Here is a 15,361-nt window from a genome sequence, read left to right on the forward strand (position 1 = left end):
ATCAGATACCCCAGAGAATCTGCACACCCCAGACGAAGTAAGCGAACATCGCAACGCCGCATACCGCCTGGAACAGGAAACGAATCGCAGTTGCCGACTTGCCGAACGCCATTGGCGTCAGGTAGTCGGTGGCAATGGTCCACATGCCGACCCAGGCGTGAGCGCCCAGGGCAACGAGGGCCAGCAGACTGAAGATCCGCATCGCGTTGTTGGAGAACAGACCGTGCCACTGGGCATAGTCGATACCTGGGTGGGCTACGACGTAACCGATCAGGAAGAGGAAGTAAGCCGCGAGAACGACCGCAGAGACGCGCTGTGCCATCCAGTCATAGAGGCCCGAACGCGACAGGTTCGTGACATTGGTTACCATACCCAAACTCCCACCAGAACGATCACCACCACGGAGATGACAATCACGATTTTCGAGCCCAGTTTGCCGCCTTCCAGCGTCTCACCGATGCCCATGTCCATGATCAGGTGGCGAACACCTGCCACCAGGTGATACAGCAGGGCGGACAGCAGGGCCCAGGTCACCAGTTTGGCCAGCGGACTGGTCAGACACGCCTTCACCTCACCGAAGCCTTCCTCGGAACCCAGGGACTTGCCCAATGCATAAAGCATGATGGCCAGGCCGAGGAACAGGATGACGCCGGAGATACGGTGCAGAATGGACGTGTACGCGGTGATCGGGAGCTTGATGGTCCTTAGGTCTAGGTTTACAGGTCGTTGGCTTTTCACGGCTTTTTTCACACTGAAGAGCCCCTAGCGAACAGGGCAAAGTTGTTGGTAAGTGTACTGGTCAGGTACCCACCACCCAGGGAACGGCGACCCCCAGCAGTTCGGGCTTGCAAGCCCCTGGCGGTCGGGTGCCGAGTATAGACAGTTAGGCTGCTTATGACAACGTGATGGGGTAGCCCAAATAGCGCATTGCCTTTAGCGAGCAAAAGGCGTAAATGGGCGACAATTTCGAGAAAAATCAGGCCTCAGGCCCCGTTTCAACCAGCCTTTAGGCAAATTGACATCTGAATTTATCCCTCTATAGTGGTGCGGGCCCTGCGTGGGGGGTCTGTCTGATGATTTCAAGCATTAATAGGAGGCCACATGGCTGACAAAAAAGCGCAGTTGGTCATCGAGGGCGCTGCCCCCGTCGAGCTGCCCATTTTAACCGGCACCGTTGGTCCTGATGTAATCGACGTCCGCGGGTTGGGGGCCACTGGTCACTTCACCTTCGACCCTGGTTTCATGGCGACTGCCTCGTGCGAGTCGAAGATCACCTACATCGACGGCGACAAGGGTATTCTGCTGCACCGCGGCTACCCGATCGAACAGCTCGCCGAACAATCGGACTACCTCGAAACCTGCTACCTGCTGCTCAACGGCGAACTGCCGAATGCCGAGCAGAAGGCCCAGTTCGTCAGCACCGTGAAAAACCACACCATGGTTCACGAGCAGCTGAAGTCCTTCTTCAACGGTTTCCGCCGCGACGCTCACCCCATGGCGGTGATGTGCGGTGTGGTCGGCGCCCTGTCGGCGTTCTACCACGACTCCCTGGACATCAATAACCCGCAACACCGCGAAATTTCCGCGGTGCGCCTGGTCGCCAAGATGCCGACCCTGGCCGCGATGGTTTACAAGTACTCCATGGGTCAGCCGATGATGTATCCGCGCAACGACCTGTCGTACGCGGAAAACTTCCTGCACATGATGTTCAACACCCCGTGCGAGATCAAACCGATCAGCCCGGTGTTGGCCAAGGCAATGGACCGGATCTTCATCCTCCACGCCGACCACGAGCAGAACGCCTCCACCTCCACCGTACGCCTGGCAGGCTCCTCGGGTGCCAACCCGTTCGCCTGTATCGCCGCCGGTATCGCCGCACTGTGGGGCCCTGCCCACGGCGGTGCGAACGAAGCCGTACTGACCATGCTCGATGAAATCGGCGATGTCTCGAACATCGACACCTTCATCGCCAAGGCCAAGGACAAGAACGATCCGTTCAAGCTCATGGGCTTCGGTCACCGCGTTTATAAAAACCGCGACCCACGCGCCACCGTGATGAAGCAGACCTGCGACGAAGTCCTGCGCGAGCTGGGCATCAAGAACGACCCGCAGCTGGAACTGGCCATGCGCCTGGAAGAGATCGCCCTCACCGATCCTTACTTCATCGAGCGCTCGCTGTACCCGAACGTCGACTTCTACTCGGGGATCATCCTCAAGGCGATCGGCATTCCGACCAGCATGTTCACTGTGATCTTCGCCCTGGCGCGTACTGTCGGCTGGATCTCGCACTGGAAAGAAATGCTCTCCAGCCCGTACAAGATTGGCCGCCCGCGCCAGCTGTACACCGGCGAGCAGAAGCGCGACATCGTCGCCCTGACCGACCGCAAGTAAGCTCCTCGAGCCGAACGCAAAAAGGCTGCCCTCGGGCAGCCTTTTTTATTGCCTTGTCCTGTGCCAGAGCAGGCAGCGCGAACCCTCAGTTTTTCTCAGCCCGCTCACGCAACCCTTTCAGGGTATTGAACGGCGCATCGACCACGAACTTGTTGGCCACCATCGCCGGCACACTGCCGCCCGGCTCGGTGTGCACCTGATAGGTCACTTCTGTAGCGTCACCCTTGGGCACCAACTTCCAGAAGCCCTCGACTTTCGCCACCCGCACGAAGCCCTTCTCCTCCGGGAGATAGGTCGGCTCTTCCTTCAGATTACGCGTCAGGCTACCGTCCGCCTCCTTGACCGTGGTGATGTGCAGCACCGAGTCCCGCGGGGTGACCGGCCATGGGGTGTTGAACTGGGTGTAGGTCCAGCTCTGATCACCTTCATGCTTGAGCAGCTTCTGCGACTTGCACTCGTGAATCCAGGCACACGCCCCGGCCACGTCCTCTTGCAGCGCCTCGACCTTGGCCAGCGGCGCCTTGATCACGGTAACGCCGCGGTAGGCCTTGTACTTGGAGCCCGCCACTTCACTGGTGGAAACCTTGATCCCCTCCTCGTCCTTGGCCACCTGCCAGTTCTCGGCCCAGGCAGCGGGCGCCAACAACACACCCATGCCACACAGCAGTGCAATACGCTTGAACGATCTCATCATCTTTATCCTTATTGTCGAAGATCCAGCCTGTCACGCCGCCGTCATCTGCTCCCACCAACCGAGAATCCTGATTGCCTCATCGCGATCACTGCCGCACACCTCGATGTCTGCCTTGAACCCACCGCACACCGCCGGGCGCTCGGGCTTGCCGAACAGGTCGCAGAGGTTGTCGACGGTCAGGTGCAGGCAGCGCTCGCCGGCCGGTTTGCCTTGGGGCATGCGCGGCATTGCAGAGCTGATGGACGGGGCGATGCAGCAGGCACCGCAACCCTCACGGCAATTCATGGTTATTCACCAAAATCAGGTCTCCCTGGAGCAAAACGGGACGAACGTCCCCGGATAGTAACCGCTCAAACATGCGTTTGAAATTGCTGGCCCGATGAAATATGCCGTGACCCAGCAGTCAGTTGCCTGGCTATTGGCGGTACTCAAACTCGATTGCCGCCCCTTCTACCTCGCGGCGGCTTTCATTGCGCAGTTGCAGCTGCATTTCGTTGCTGATCAAGCGGCCATTGAGCTGGAACGGGCTTTCATCGCTCTGTGGCTTTTCAGTGAACATGGCCGGCAGCAAAGGTTTGCGTCGCGTGGCCGAACTGCCCACATTCGGTTCAAGGTCGTTGACCATGTCGACAGGTAAACTCAGATCCAGCGCGGGCTTGGGCAACGGTGTAGCCACCGCCTTGCTGACCGGTTTATGCGGCGTACGCTTTTTGGCAGGCTTGGCAGCTTTGTTAGCGGCCTGCTTCGACGCAGGCTTGGCCACGGGCTTTTGCACGGGCTTGGCTTGGGAGGCCTGCGCCTGGCCGGCAGGCTGCGCAGCCTGGGCGACACCGCTTAAACAGCAGACCGGTACCAGGCAAAAACTCAGAGCGATACAGCGCAACAGTTTCATGGACATCGGCAGTCAGGCTGGAAAATGCATATGCTCCCTGTTCCGCCTGCGCCTGACAAGCCTACAAAAGTGAACCTGTAGTCTCTCTGCACAATTGCTGGGCCAAAAGCCCCAGGGTAATCACCGCCCGCTCCGCCTCTTTGTTCCACGGGATGCCGCAGTTAAGCCGGATGCAGTGGTTGAATTGCTCGGTGTTACTGAAGATCAACCCCGGCGCGATACTGATGCCCTGCTCCAGCGCCCGCACATGCAGGTCCTGGGTATTGACCCGCCCCGGCAGGCTCACCCAAAGAATGAAACCGCCGGTAGGCCGGGTCATCTGCGTGCCTTCTGGGAAGTGCTGCTGCACCGCCAACTGATAAGCACTGAGGTTCTTGCGGTACTCCTGGCGGATGTAGCGCAGGTGCCGGTCATAGCCGCCGTTTTCCAGGTAAGCGGCCACCCCCATCTGCGTCACGCTGCACGCCGAATGGGTGGTGAAGGTCTGCAGGCGCTGGATCTCGTCCTGGTATCGCCCCGCCACCATCCAGCCGACCCGCACCCCCGGCGACAAAGTCTTGGAAAAGCTCGAGCAATAGATCACCCGGTCCAGCCGGTCGAACGCCTTCAGCGCCTTGGTCTTGCCTTGTTCGAACATCAATTCGCCATAGATGTCGTCTTCGACGATCTGGATATCGAAGTCCGAAGCCAGGCGCAGCAACTGTTTTTGCCGCTCCTCAGGGATGGTGCCGCCCAGCGGGTTACTCAGGCGCGAAGTCAGCACCAACGCCTTGATCGACCACTGGTTGGCGGCCAACTGCAAGGCTTCCAGGCTGATCCCGGTGGACGGGTCGCTTGGAATTTCGATCACTTTCAGGCCCAACAGGTCAGCCAACTGCAGCAAACCGTAGTAAGTCGGCGACTCGGCGGCGATCAGGTCCCCCGGGCGGGTCAGCACGCGCAGCGACATCTGCAAGGCATCGACGCAGCCATGGGTCACGATGATTTCACGCGGGTCGACCAGCACACCGGCATCGCGCATGCGGATGGCGACCTGTCGGCGCAGCGGCTCGAAGCCTGGGCTGAACATGTAACTGAACGCACGTGGGCTATGGAAGCGGGTCACCTTGGCAATTTGCTGGTGCAGGGCGCGCACGGGCAGGTAATCCACATGAGGCACCGCAGCACCGAACGGAAACACGCCGTCGCGGCGCGCCTCGGTCAATACCTGCTGAATGATGCTGGCCCGGGTCACCAGGCCAGGGCGTTCTACCCGGGCGATATCCGGTGTTTGCGCGGTCAGGGCGGGGGTCTGGTGAACGTAGTAGCCCGACTGCGGGCGCGCGCGGATCAGCCCCTGGTCTTCAAGATTGGCATAAGCCTGCAGCACCGTGGCGTGGCTGACATTGAGCTGGGCGCTCATCTTGCGCACGGAGGGCACGCGCTCACCCGGCTGGTAGACACCGCGACGGATGTCCTCGGCCAGTTGCTGGGCGATACGTTGGTAAAGCAGCAGGTTGGTCATGGCGATATCTCGACGCGCGGACGGGCTCGTTATTGTTGTGCGACTCACTGACGGCAGAGAATACCGTAACAGTTGCGAAGTGTACTGGGACAGATTGCAGAATAGCCAACACTACAGTCGCGTGACAGTACCCCAGCGCAGGAACTCACCCACTCACCGATAATCGGCGTAGGAGCAGCCTTGTGCTGCGAAGAGGCCGGGAGCAGCACTAGAGAATTGTGCTGTCGCCACCGGCCTCTTCGCAGCGCAAGGCTGCTCCTACAAGGATCGGGGATCAACGCGCGGGGGCGAGCTTGCCCTTGTCGTCAGAAAAGACGATTTCCACCCGGCGATTCTGCGCCCTGCCCCGCTCCGAGGCATTGGCTTCGATCGGGTACTGGTCACCATAGCCTTCAACCTGCAGACGCTTTTCGTCGATGCCCAGGTCCACCAGCATGTCAGCCACCGCCTGCGCGCGATCACGTGAGAGCTTCAGGTTGTCTTCCGGGGCGCCGGTGCTGTCGGTGTAACCCTCGATACGCACCACACGGCGCGGGTTGAGCTGGAGGAACTGCACCAGCTTGAGCACCGTGCGGCTGGCCGAGTTCTTCAGGTCGGCACGCCCGGTATCGAACAGCACATCGCCCAAGGTCATCACCAAGCCACGGTCCGTCTGCTCCGAGGCCAATGCGGCAATCTGCGACTCGACCCACTTGCCTTGCTGCTGCACGCTGGCAAGCTTCGCTTCACGCAGCGCCAATTGCAGGCGCTGGCGCTCCAGGTCGAGCTTGGCCAGGCGCTCCTGATTCAGCGCAAGCTTGGCATGTTCGCTGGCAATTTCGCTGTAGCGCTGGCTCAGGTAGGCGTAGTGGCGCACATCGGAACCGGTACCGATATAACTGGACAGGCGCTCGGCCCGCGCCAGCGATTCACCGGCACGAATCACATCGCGCGGCGCACTGCGCAGCACATCGGAGTCGTCTTTTACCTTCTGGAAGGTGGCACTGGCTTCATCCAGCGCCGCCTCGCTGCGATGGCTGGCGCACCCGTGCAAGCCTGCCGTCAACGCCAGCAACACCAGCGCCGTCATGGGTGTATGGCGCATCATGGCTGCACCTCCAGCTGTTTGCGCAGGCGCGTAACCCGCGATTGCAGCACTTGCAGCTGCTCTTCACTCTTCTGGTTCAACACCTGGGCCTCGGCCAGGCGTGCATCCAGCTCGGCCTGCTCGGCACGCATGCGCGCATCGCGAAAATCTTCGGTAAGCATGTTGGTCTTGGCCCGGGCCAGCTTGTCTTCGGCCAGCTTCAGCGCCTCGACCTGCTCGGTGGCGCCAACGGCCTTGGCCTGTTCCAGCGCCTGCTCGGAAATGCGCAGCTGCTCGTTCGGCGCCGGGTCGTTGGCGCAACCCGCCAGGCCGAGCATGGCCAGAGCAAGGAATAGTGGTTGGATTCTCACGCAATCTTCCTAATGTTTGGGGGCGTCCAGCGGCACCTGCATCTGCGCCTTCCAGCGCTCGACATTTCGTTGCAGCACAGCCTCGGACGCACCGGAGATCGGCAATTCTGTCAGTTTTTTCGCCAATTGCCCACGCAACCAGCTGTCATTGCACGCCGAGTTGTGCGACACGGCCAGGTACAGCCCTGGGCGATCGACTGGCAGGCCACGGGCAATCAGGTCGTTGCTCATGCCCAGGCTCTGGGTCATGGCCATGCCGGAATAGCGCCCGGCGAGCACATAGTCCACCTGCCCCAGCACCAGTTTCTGGAATGCCTGGGTCAGGTTTTGCGCGGGCTGCAACTTCAGGTGGGCTTTGGCGAACGCTTCAAAGGCCGGCGTGAGACGCGCGCGCTCAGACAAACTGCCCTGGTACTTGGCCAGGTCTGCCGGGCCATCGAAGGCCAGCTCGGCGTCATGCCGCGTCCAGACCAGGTATTCGTTCAACTGCAACGGCGGGTGGATGTAGTCCAGTGCGGTCAGCTGGCCGACCTGCAGGGGTGTATCGAGCAGCAGGTCCATACGCCCACTGCGCACCTCTTCCAGCGCCTGGTCGCGTCGCCCTGCACTCAGCACGTCCACCTTCACACCCAGCTCATTGGCCACCTGCTGCAACAGGTCGACATTGGCGCCTATCAGGTGCTTGGGGTCTTTCGGGTCCTGCCAGGAATACGGGGGCGCATCGGGGCTGCCAGTCGCGACCAAACGTTCGCACTTGCCTGCCGCCATCGCGACGGGCGCCAGCATCGCCGCCATGCATGCCAGTACACCGCCTGCTTTACGCAGCACCATTGCTCACTCCTTGTATTGCTTGGCCCGGCCCATCAGGTACACGCCGCACCTGTAGGAGCAGCCTTGTGCTGCGAAAGGGCCGGCATGACCAACAAATTTCTGTGACTGTGACTGCCTCTTCTCAGCACAAGGCTGCTCCTACAGGAACCGCGACAAGCACTGCATCGGAAAAGGCCATAAAAAAACCCGGCCCTCAGTACGAGGGCCGGGCTTCTTTATAAGTGAAGCAGGCGGATCAGACCAGCTTTTCCAGCTCCGGAACCGCTTCGAACAGGTCAGCGACCAGGCCGTAGTCGGCCACCTGGAAGATCGGCGCTTCTTCGTCCTTGTTGATCGCAACGATCACCTTGGAGTCTTTCATGCCGGCCAGGTGTTGGATCGCGCCGGAGATACCGACGGCGATGTACAGCTGCGGTGCGACGATTTTGCCGGTCTGGCCGACCTGCATGTCGTTCGGCACAAAGCCTGCGTCGACCGCGGCGCGCGAGGCACCCACGGCAGCGCCGAGCTTGTCGGCCAGGCTGTACAGGTGCTTGAAGTTGTCACCGTTGCCCATGCCACGGCCGCCGGAAACGACGATCTTGGCAGCGGTCAGCTCTGGGCGATCAGACTTGGCCAGCTCTTCGCCGACGAAGGTGGAGATACCGGCGTTGTGCGCAGCGCCAACAGTTTCGACAGCAGCGGAACCGCCTTCGGCAGCAACGGCGTCGAAACCAGTGGTGCGCACGGTGATGACCTTGACCGCAGCGCTCGATTGCACGGTGGCAATGGCGTTACCGGCATAGATCGGGCGCTTGAAGGTATCAGCCGATTCTACCGAGATGATCTCGGAGATCTGGTCAACGTCCAGCAGTGCGGCGACGCGCGGCAGGATGTTCTTGCCGTTGGTGGTGGCCGGGGCCAGCACGTGGCTGTAACCCTTTGCCAGCTCGACGATCAGCGGCGCGACGTTTTCCGGCAGGACGTGGGCGTAGGCTGCGTTGTCAGCAACCAGTACCTTGGCAACACCCGCGATCTTGGCAGCAGATTCGGCAACGCCGCCGACGTTCTGGCCAGCGACCAGCACGTGCACATCACCACCGATCTTGGCGGCTGCGGCGACAGTGTTCAGGGTGGACGGGGCAACAGCACCGTTCTCGTATTCAGCGACAACCAGGATAGTCATTTAGATTACCTTCGCTTCGTTCTTCAGCTTCTCGACCAGTTCGGCCACCGACTTGACCTTGATACCCGCGCTGCGTGCAGCCGGCGCTTCGACTTTCAGGGTCTTGTTGGTGGACGCGAGCGATACGCCCAGCGCGTCTGGCGTAACGGTCTCCAGCGGCTTCTTCTTGGCCTTCATGATGTTCGGCAGCGACGCGTAGCGCGGCTCGTTCAGGCGCAGGTCGGTGGTGACGATCGCTGGCAGGCTCAGCGATACGGTCTGCAAGCCGCCATCGATTTCACGGGTGACGTTCAGTTTGTCGCCAGCGACTTCGACCTTGGAGGCGAAGGTGCCTTGGGCGTAGCCGGTCAGCGCAGCCAGCATCTGGCCGGTCTGGTTGTTGTCGCTGTCGATGGCCTGCTTGCCGAGAATGACCAGCTGTGGCTGCTCTTTGTCGACAACGGCTTTCAGCGCCTTGGCCACGGCCAGCGAATTCAGCTCATCAGCGGCTTCGACCAGAATGGCACGATCGGCACCCAGTGCCAGCGCAGTACGCAGCTGCTCCTGGGCAGTGGTCGGGCCGACGGAAACAACGACGATCTCGGTCGCAACGCCCTTCTCTTTCAGGCGTACAGCTTCCTCAACGGCGATTTCGCAGAAGGGGTTCATGGACATCTTGACGTTTGCAAGGTCGACGCCGGAGTTGTCCGCTTTGACGCGAACCTTGACGTTGTAGTCGACCACTCGTTTGACAGCTACAAGAACCTTCATGGATTCCTCGTTACTCTCCGGTGAATAGAAAGTCGCCTGGGGACATGCCCGGCGATGCGCGTGGGTACAAGGGCACCTCTAAAAACGTACCGGAAGAAGCAAACTTCAAGGTGACCGAGCAGTCTTGTCGCGACGCTTGCGGCAAATACCCGCGGGTCATTTTCTGTGGTGGCGTGTAAACTCCACTACATACCGTGAATTGGCCCGAAAGCCTTACTCCACACCTGGTCTTTAGAGGTGTACCTGCGCCCGGCGGTAAGCCTACGGCGAACGTAAAACCGCTCGTATCTTGACCGCAACACCCAATCCGGTCAATACGGCAAATCGGTCACCCTCCAGCCGTACGCCTGTGATTTTACTGGCCTGCGGCAAATTCAAACAAACGTTTGTATTGGACCCGCCAAGTGGTGTAGATATAATGCGCGGCCAAGACAAAACGGTGTAGTCCATCCTCTGCGCTGCTACAGCTCCGCTCCCGTGAAGCGCGGTGCGCATGATCACCCCACACCCATAAGACAAAGCAACAGCACGAGCCTTGATGAGTAGGAGAGAACCAGTGGAACGCGAATACATGGAATTCGACGTGGTCATCGTCGGCGCCGGCCCGGCGGGGCTGTCCGCCGCCTGCCGCCTGAAGCAGAAGGCCGCCGAAGCCGGTAGCGAGATCAGCGTCTGCGTGGTCGAAAAAGGCTCCGAAGTCGGTGCGCACATCCTCTCCGGCGCGGTGTTCGAGCCGCGCGCACTGAACGAACTGTTCCCTGACTGGAAGGCACTCGGCGCGCCGCTGAACACCGAGGTCAAGCGCGACGATATCTATGTGCTGAAGGATGCAGGCAGCTCGACCAAGGTCCCCGACCTGTTCGTGCCCAAGACCATGCACAACCACGGCAACTACATCATCTCCCTGGGCAACCTGTGCCGCTGGCTGGCCCAGCAGGCCGAAAACCTGGGCGTTGAAATCTACCCAGGCTTCGCTGCCCAGGAAGCGCTGTTCGATGAAGACGGCGTGGTACGCGGCATCGTCACCGGCGACCTGGGTGTCGACCGCGAAGGCAACCCGAAAGACGGCCTGTACACCCCTGGCATGGAACTGCGTGCCAAGTACACCCTGTTCGCCGAAGGTTGCCGCGGCCATATCGGCAAGCAGCTGATCAAGCGCTTCAACCTCGACAGCGAGTCCGACGTCCAGCACTACGGCATCGGCCTCAAGGAAATCTGGGAAATCGACCCAAGCAAGCACGAGCAGGGCCTGGTGGTGCACACCGCAGGCTGGCCGCTGGACGTGATGAGCGCCGAAAACACCGGTGGTTCGTTCCTCTATCACCTGGAAAACAACCAGGTGGTGGTGGGCCTGATCGTCGACCTGTCCTACAGCAATGCCTACCTGTCGCCGTTCGATGAGTTCCAGCGCCTCAAGCACCACCCGGTGATGAAGCAGTACCTCGAAGGCGGCAAGCGCATCAGCTACGGCGCCCGCGCCATCTGCAAAGGCGGCCTCAACTCGTTGCCCAAGATGGTATTCAACGGTGGCGCATTGATCGGCTGCGACCTCGGCACCCTGAACTTCGCCAAGATCAAGGGTAGCCACACCGCAATGAAATCCGGCATGCTCGCCGCAGAAGCGGTCGCCGATGCGTTGATCGCAGGCAGCGAGGGCGGCGACGCACTCACTACCTATGTCGATGCCTTCAAGGCCAGCTGGCTGCACGAAGAGCTGTTCGCCAGCCGAAACTTCGGCCCGGCGCTGCACAAGTTCGGGCCGATCCTGGGTGGTGCGTTCAACTACATCGATCAGAACTGGTTCGCCGGCAAGCTGCCCTTCACGCTGCACGACACCAAGCCGGATTACGCCTGCCTCAAGCTCGCAGCCGACTCGAAAAAAATCGACTACCCGAAACCAGACGGCAAGCTCAGCTTCGACAAGCTCAGCTCGGTATTCCTCTCCAGCACCAACCATGAAGAGGAACAACCCTGCCACCTGAAACTGACCGACCCGAGCATTCCAATCGCCAGCAACCTGCCGCTGTACGACGAGCCGGCCCAGCGTTACTGCCCTGCCGGCGTGTACGAAGTGGTCAGCCAGGATGACGGCAGCAAGCGCTTCCAGATCAACGCGCAAAACTGCGTGCACTGCAAGACCTGCGACATCAAGGACCCCGCCCAGAACATCACCTGGGTAACCCCTGAAGGCGCCGGCGGGCCGAACTACCCGAACATGTAAGGCCCCTGCCCTCGCGGCACTAAAAAGCCCCCGCCTCGTCAGAGCCGGGGGCTTTTTGCTGCCTACCTGCATCAGGCAGTGCGTACTTCTTCGAACAGTTCCGGGTGGCGATCCAGCAGTTTGAACAGTTTGACCAACGCCACGGGTGGCCTGGTTTTACCGTTTTCGTAACGGGAGAACGCATTGACGCCACCCCCGAAGATCTCCCCTGCTTCACGCTGGTCGAGATCGAATTTCTTGCGCACTGAGACGATGAAACCCGGGTCGACCGCCGCAGCGTTGACCTGGCGATTGAACGCCGACATCAGGTCACTGATGCGCTGAGCTTCATCCATACTCAGCACACTCTCGCCGCATGCAGCGCAGTAATCGCCGAAGACATCGGGAATTACAGTTGCCTCACCTTTATACTGGTATGGCATGTCATGCGCCTGTGCGACTAGCTCCGCTCCTCCACACATCGGGCATTTCATATCAAAGCTCCTTGAATGACACGATCAGCAGATCATCAATCACCATTAACTTGAGATAGACCCTACCAACTGTAGTTTGGGGGCGATAGACATCTTGCCAAAGGCGGTGATCATGGTAGGTCGTCATGCTTTTATAGAAATCCTTGACGGACAAGCCACGAACGATGTCGACGATGTCAAAGGGCCCTAAACCCAACGCCAGCGCTCCCTGCGTCGCCGATTGTGTTGTATTGACCTTGCCCTGGCTCAACAGCACTCGCACCCGATCGAGTGGGCAATTGAGGCGTTCTCTTTTCCATGAGAAATTAACCTTCCAGGTTAAATTTGGCTAATAGGTTATTCCAATAGCCCCCACCCGGAAGTCTGCCTCACCACCTGCCAGCGGCTACTGGCTCATTTGTCACCGCACATGATCGGCATGGGCTCCGCCGCAAACGCCAAGGGCTCGCGACGCCCGAAGTACAGGGCAGTGAGCAGCCCCACCATGCCCATGATCAGACAAAACCCGACACACACCCATGGGCTCCACGGCATCAAGGCGATCAGCGCCAGCGGCGTGGTACTGGCCCACAGGGCATAGGCGACGTTATACGTGAAGGAAATGCCCGACACTCGGATCTGCGCAGGGAACAGCCCGACCATCACCGACGGCACCACGCCCACCACGCCACAGCACAGCCCTGCCACGGCATAAGCCAGCCAGGTTGCGCCCCACTGGCCCACCAGGCTTGCATACAACACACCGATGCCCAGCGGCAGCAGCAGGCTGTAGATCATCAGCGCTCGCCAGGCGCCCAGGCGATCGACCAGCAGGCCGGCCAGCACACAACCGATATTAAGGAAGACAATGCCCGCACTGCTGAGGGCAAAGGTGTGCCCGGCAGTCATGCCAAAACGCTGTTGCATCACCGTCGGCGTGATCACCACCAGCACCACCACCGCCGACGTCAGCACACAGGTCAGCAGCGCCGCTGGGATCAGCGCCCGGCGATGCTCGCCCAGCACGCGCCGCAGCGGAAACGCCACCGGCTGCTCTTGGCGCTCGCGCAAGGCCAGGAACACGGGCGTTTCGCTGAGCCATCGGCGCAGCCACACGCCTATCACGCCAAACACCCCACCCAGCAGGAAGGGGTAGCGCCAGGCATGGTCGAGAATTTCTTCAGGGGTGAACACCTGCGCCAGCAGCGTGGCCGTCAGTGCGCCCAGCAAGTAACCGAAGGTAAGCCCAGCCTGCAAGAAGCCCAGGGCGTAGCCTCGTCGCCCAGGTGGCGCATGCTCGGCGACGAACGTCCAGGCACTGGGCACTTCGCCCCCGACTGCCGCCCCCTGCAGAATGCGCAGCGCCAGCAGGATCAACGGCGCGGCATAGCCGATATCGGCGTACGTCGGCATTACACCGATCAGCAGGCATGGCAGGGCCATCATCAGGATGCTTAGGCTAAACACCCGCTTGCGCCCCAGATGATCGGCGAAATGCGCCATCAGGATGCCGCCCAGTGGCCGCGCCAGGTAACCAGTGACGAAGATCCCGAAGCTTTGCAGCAAGCGCAGCCATTCAGGCATCTCTGGCGGGAAAAATAGCTTGCTGAGGGTCAGGGCGAAGAACACGAAGATGATGAAATCGTAGATTTCCAGCGCGCCACCCAGTGCCGCCAGGCCCAAGGTCCGGTGGTCGCCACGGCTGAACCGTGGCGGGCGAGCGGTATCGATGGCAGTCATGGCAGAGTCCGCAGATCGGCAAAGGGCAAGAGGATAGCAAATAGCTGCCCCCTTGCCCCGCCCACATCGGCGCTAGCGGCTGAAGACCGTGTGCGCGAAGTTCACCCGCGGGCGCGGGCGCAGCGCGCTGGCGGGCACGGCAGCTGGCAGAGGAAGCTTGCCGACCAAAAGCGGCGTATCGATGATCGCCATGAACGATTCCAGTGCCTCGTTATCGGGCGCTTGCGGCAGGCTCACGCTGACGGACTGGCGCTCGGTTTGCGGTACCGAAGGCACTTGCAACTGCTGGGAGTGGTAAAGCAGGGCGTGCTGGATTTGCGTACTGACCCGGCAGAAGCGCGCCAGATCGACGCCGACGTGGCTGGCCAGTTCGATGTTGCCAAGCAACAGATGAAAAGGCTGCAAGGCAGATTGCACCAGGCGTTGCAGCTCCTCGAAGCTGTCCACGGGCGCAATTCGGTAATAGCCCAGGCCATTGAGCAACTTCTCCAGCTGCAAGCGCTGGCTGGGGTGCTCGTCGGCGATGAGGATGCGCAGGGTCTTGTTTGCCATGTTCGGACCTGGGCAGTTAGGTAATAAGGGACACTCCCTGACCATACTGCGCCAGTAACGGCAATCGCCAAAGCTTTGCCTGGCTGGGGTCTACCTAGATAGTTGTCGGGAAACCCGCAGAAATCAAGTCGATGCTTGACGGAATTTTCATTCCTCTTTCACCAGACTTTCAGGATTCCCACTCGCGCATGCGCACTCGGCAGTGCTTCATGGCATTGACGATGTGCTTTTCCACCACACTGCGGGACACCCCCAGGTGCTCGGCAATCTGCTGATGCGACAGGCCATCGAGCTTGCGCATCAGAAAGCAGTCGCGGCAGACCTTGCCCAGTTCATCCAGGGCGCGCTGCATCAGCGCCAGGCGCTGATCGAGCTGCATGTCGTGGGCGGGCGCCGGGCTGTGCCAGCGCTCGTCGCTGTCGAGCACCTCCAGTGGCTCGGCCTGGCGAACCTGATGCCGCCGGTGGCGGTCGACCACCAGGTTGAGCGCCGTGCGGTACAGAAAGGCACGCGGGTGCTCGATCCGTTCCGCATCGGTGCGCTCCAGCACCCGCAGATACGCATCGTGCGCAACATCTTCGGCCGCCTGACGACTGCCCAGGCGCGCGGAAAGGAAGCCCACCAGTTCGCGATAGTAATGTTCCACGACGTTACCTGAGAGGGCCCTGCTGCTTTTTCTGAAAGCCATTTCCCAAAGCTGTGCAGGACCGAAGTGATGTCAACGTGCGATCT

General features: G+C 60.6%; 18 protein-coding genes. 2 read left to right on the forward strand and 16 right to left on the reverse strand.

Translation table 11 applies throughout. The features are described from left to right. Position 1: 1 nt before the first annotated feature. On the reverse strand, positions 2 to 370 hold the full coding sequence (gene sdhD, locus LOY53_RS18230) for a succinate dehydrogenase, hydrophobic membrane anchor protein (RefSeq protein WP_027592876.1): 369 nt from the start codon (positions 368 to 370) through the stop codon (positions 2 to 4). Beyond that, complete coding sequence (sdhC, locus tag LOY53_RS18235; protein WP_077068487.1) at positions 364 to 750, reverse strand: succinate dehydrogenase, cytochrome b556 subunit; 387 nt, start codon at positions 748 to 750, stop codon at positions 364 to 366. The genes sdhD and sdhC overlap by 7 nt, the downstream gene beginning before the upstream one ends. A gap of 351 nt (positions 751 to 1,101) precedes the next feature. On the opposite strand from sdhC, the gene gltA reads away from it, so the two are divergent. Then, positions 1,102 to 2,391 (forward strand): citrate synthase, encoded by a 1,290-nt coding sequence (gene gltA / locus LOY53_RS18240; RefSeq protein ID WP_027592878.1) that lies wholly within the window; start codon positions 1,102 to 1,104, stop codon positions 2,389 to 2,391. Positions 2,392 to 2,476: 85 nt separating this feature from the next. Here gltA and LOY53_RS18245 read toward each other — a convergent pair whose 3' ends face one another. From LOY53_RS18245 to LOY53_RS18285, 9 genes are all read right to left on the reverse strand, one after another. Then, positions 2,477 to 3,082, reverse strand: coding sequence for an START domain-containing protein (locus LOY53_RS18245; RefSeq protein WP_252827444.1), 606 nt, complete (start codon positions 3,080 to 3,082; stop codon positions 2,477 to 2,479). A 33-nt stretch (positions 3,083 to 3,115) separates the two neighbouring features. Continuing rightward, positions 3,116 to 3,370, reverse strand: coding sequence for a YkgJ family cysteine cluster protein (locus LOY53_RS18250; RefSeq protein WP_027592880.1), 255 nt, complete (start codon positions 3,368 to 3,370; stop codon positions 3,116 to 3,118). Between the two features lie 130 nt (positions 3,371 to 3,500). Then, entirely contained in the window at positions 3,501 to 3,977 is a 477-nt protein-coding gene (locus tag LOY53_RS18255) for a hypothetical protein (protein WP_258704182.1), read from the reverse strand. 61 nt (positions 3,978 to 4,038) lie between these two features. After that, entirely contained in the window at positions 4,039 to 5,481 is a 1,443-nt protein-coding gene (locus tag LOY53_RS18260) for a PLP-dependent aminotransferase family protein (protein WP_252825192.1), read from the reverse strand. 274 nt (positions 5,482 to 5,755) lie between these two features. After that, a complete protein-coding gene (locus LOY53_RS18265; protein WP_252825193.1) occupies positions 5,756 to 6,568 on the reverse strand; it encodes an OmpA family protein in 813 nt (270 codons plus the stop codon). After that, positions 6,565 to 6,918, reverse strand: a complete 354-nt coding sequence (locus LOY53_RS18270; protein WP_027592884.1) for a DUF4398 domain-containing protein — start codon at positions 6,916 to 6,918, stop codon at positions 6,565 to 6,567. The genes LOY53_RS18265 and LOY53_RS18270 overlap by 4 nt, the downstream gene beginning before the upstream one ends. A gap of 9 nt (positions 6,919 to 6,927) precedes the next feature. Further along, positions 6,928 to 7,749 carry an ABC transporter substrate-binding protein gene (locus LOY53_RS18275; RefSeq protein ID WP_258703104.1) on the reverse strand — a complete coding sequence of 274 codons (822 nt, stop codon included), beginning with the start codon at positions 7,747 to 7,749 and terminating at the stop codon, positions 6,928 to 6,930. Between the two features lie 235 nt (positions 7,750 to 7,984). Then, entirely contained in the window at positions 7,985 to 8,914 is a 930-nt protein-coding gene (locus tag LOY53_RS18280; protein ID WP_027592886.1) for an electron transfer flavoprotein subunit alpha/FixB family protein, read from the reverse strand. Continuing rightward, positions 8,915 to 9,664 carry an electron transfer flavoprotein subunit beta/FixA family protein gene (locus tag LOY53_RS18285; RefSeq protein ID WP_027592887.1) on the reverse strand — a complete coding sequence of 250 codons (750 nt, stop codon included), beginning with the start codon at positions 9,662 to 9,664 and terminating at the stop codon, positions 8,915 to 8,917. It lies immediately after the preceding gene. A gap of 538 nt (positions 9,665 to 10,202) precedes the next feature. On the opposite strand from LOY53_RS18285, the gene LOY53_RS18290 reads away from it, so the two are divergent. Beyond that, a complete protein-coding gene (locus LOY53_RS18290) occupies positions 10,203 to 11,885 on the forward strand; it encodes an electron transfer flavoprotein-ubiquinone oxidoreductase (RefSeq protein ID WP_258703105.1) in 1,683 nt (560 codons plus the stop codon). 71 nt (positions 11,886 to 11,956) lie between these two features. Here LOY53_RS18290 and LOY53_RS18295 read toward each other — a convergent pair whose 3' ends face one another. The 5 genes from LOY53_RS18295 to LOY53_RS18315 form a co-directional block, all read right to left on the reverse strand. Beyond that, entirely contained in the window at positions 11,957 to 12,358 is a 402-nt protein-coding gene (locus LOY53_RS18295) for a type II toxin-antitoxin system MqsA family antitoxin (protein ID WP_252825196.1), read from the reverse strand. A 1-nt stretch (position 12,359) separates the two neighbouring features. Continuing rightward, a complete protein-coding gene (locus LOY53_RS18300) occupies positions 12,360 to 12,614 on the reverse strand; it encodes a type II toxin-antitoxin system MqsR family toxin (protein ID WP_309475935.1) in 255 nt (84 codons plus the stop codon). 137 nt (positions 12,615 to 12,751) lie between these two features. Continuing rightward, the gene (locus LOY53_RS18305; RefSeq protein WP_099454840.1) at positions 12,752 to 14,077 is read right to left on the reverse strand and encodes an MFS transporter; all 1,326 of its coding nucleotides are present in this window, start codon (positions 14,075 to 14,077) and stop codon (positions 12,752 to 12,754) included. A 72-nt stretch (positions 14,078 to 14,149) separates the two neighbouring features. Then, positions 14,150 to 14,629, reverse strand: coding sequence for a histidine kinase (locus tag LOY53_RS18310; RefSeq protein ID WP_258703106.1), 480 nt, complete (start codon positions 14,627 to 14,629; stop codon positions 14,150 to 14,152). Positions 14,630 to 14,798: 169 nt separating this feature from the next. Further along, positions 14,799 to 15,275 (reverse strand): sigma-70 family RNA polymerase sigma factor, encoded by a 477-nt coding sequence (locus LOY53_RS18315; RefSeq protein WP_099454842.1) that lies wholly within the window; start codon positions 15,273 to 15,275, stop codon positions 14,799 to 14,801. Positions 15,276 to 15,361 lie beyond the last annotated feature (86 nt).

It is taken from the genome of Pseudomonas sp. B21-031 (assembly GCF_024748985.1).
GTDB classification, from domain to species: domain Bacteria; phylum Pseudomonadota; class Gammaproteobacteria; order Pseudomonadales; family Pseudomonadaceae; genus Aquipseudomonas; species Aquipseudomonas kermanshahensis.

Bases quoted from the DNA above. Each gene is read 5' to 3' on its own strand.
- LOY53_RS18250 (WP_027592880.1), bottom strand. From the start codon at position 3,370: ATGAATTGCCGTGAGGGTTGCGGTGCCTGCTGCATCGCCCCGTCCATC.
- sdhD (WP_027592876.1), bottom strand. From the start codon at position 370: ATGGTAACCAATGTCACGAACCTGTCGCGTTCGGGCCTCTATGACTGG.
- LOY53_RS18265 (WP_252825193.1), bottom strand. From the start codon at position 6,568: ATGATGCGCCATACACCCATGACGGCGCTGGTGTTGCTGGCGTTGACG.
- LOY53_RS18275 (WP_258703104.1), bottom strand. From the start codon at position 7,749: ATGGTGCTGCGTAAAGCAGGCGGTGTACTGGCATGCATGGCGGCGATG.
- LOY53_RS18290 (WP_258703105.1), top strand. From the start codon at position 10,203: ATGAGTAGGAGAGAACCAGTGGAACGCGAATACATGGAATTCGACGTG.
- gltA (WP_027592878.1), top strand. From the start codon at position 1,102: ATGGCTGACAAAAAAGCGCAGTTGGTCATCGAGGGCGCTGCCCCCGTC.
- LOY53_RS18285 (WP_027592887.1), bottom strand. From the start codon at position 9,664: ATGAAGGTTCTTGTAGCTGTCAAACGAGTGGTCGACTACAACGTCAAG.
- LOY53_RS18255 (WP_258704182.1), bottom strand. From the start codon at position 3,977: ATGAAACTGTTGCGCTGTATCGCTCTGAGTTTTTGCCTGGTACCGGTC.
- LOY53_RS18245 (WP_252827444.1), bottom strand. From the start codon at position 3,082: ATGAGATCGTTCAAGCGTATTGCACTGCTGTGTGGCATGGGTGTGTTG.
- LOY53_RS18260 (WP_252825192.1), bottom strand. From the start codon at position 5,481: ATGACCAACCTGCTGCTTTACCAACGTATCGCCCAGCAACTGGCCGAG.
- LOY53_RS18295 (WP_252825196.1), bottom strand. From the start codon at position 12,358: ATGAAATGCCCGATGTGTGGAGGAGCGGAGCTAGTCGCACAGGCGCAT.
- LOY53_RS18305 (WP_099454840.1), bottom strand. From the start codon at position 14,077: ATGACTGCCATCGATACCGCTCGCCCGCCACGGTTCAGCCGTGGCGAC.
- LOY53_RS18280 (WP_027592886.1), bottom strand. From the start codon at position 8,914: ATGACTATCCTGGTTGTCGCTGAATACGAGAACGGTGCTGTTGCCCCG.
- LOY53_RS18310 (WP_258703106.1), bottom strand. From the start codon at position 14,629: ATGGCAAACAAGACCCTGCGCATCCTCATCGCCGACGAGCACCCCAGC.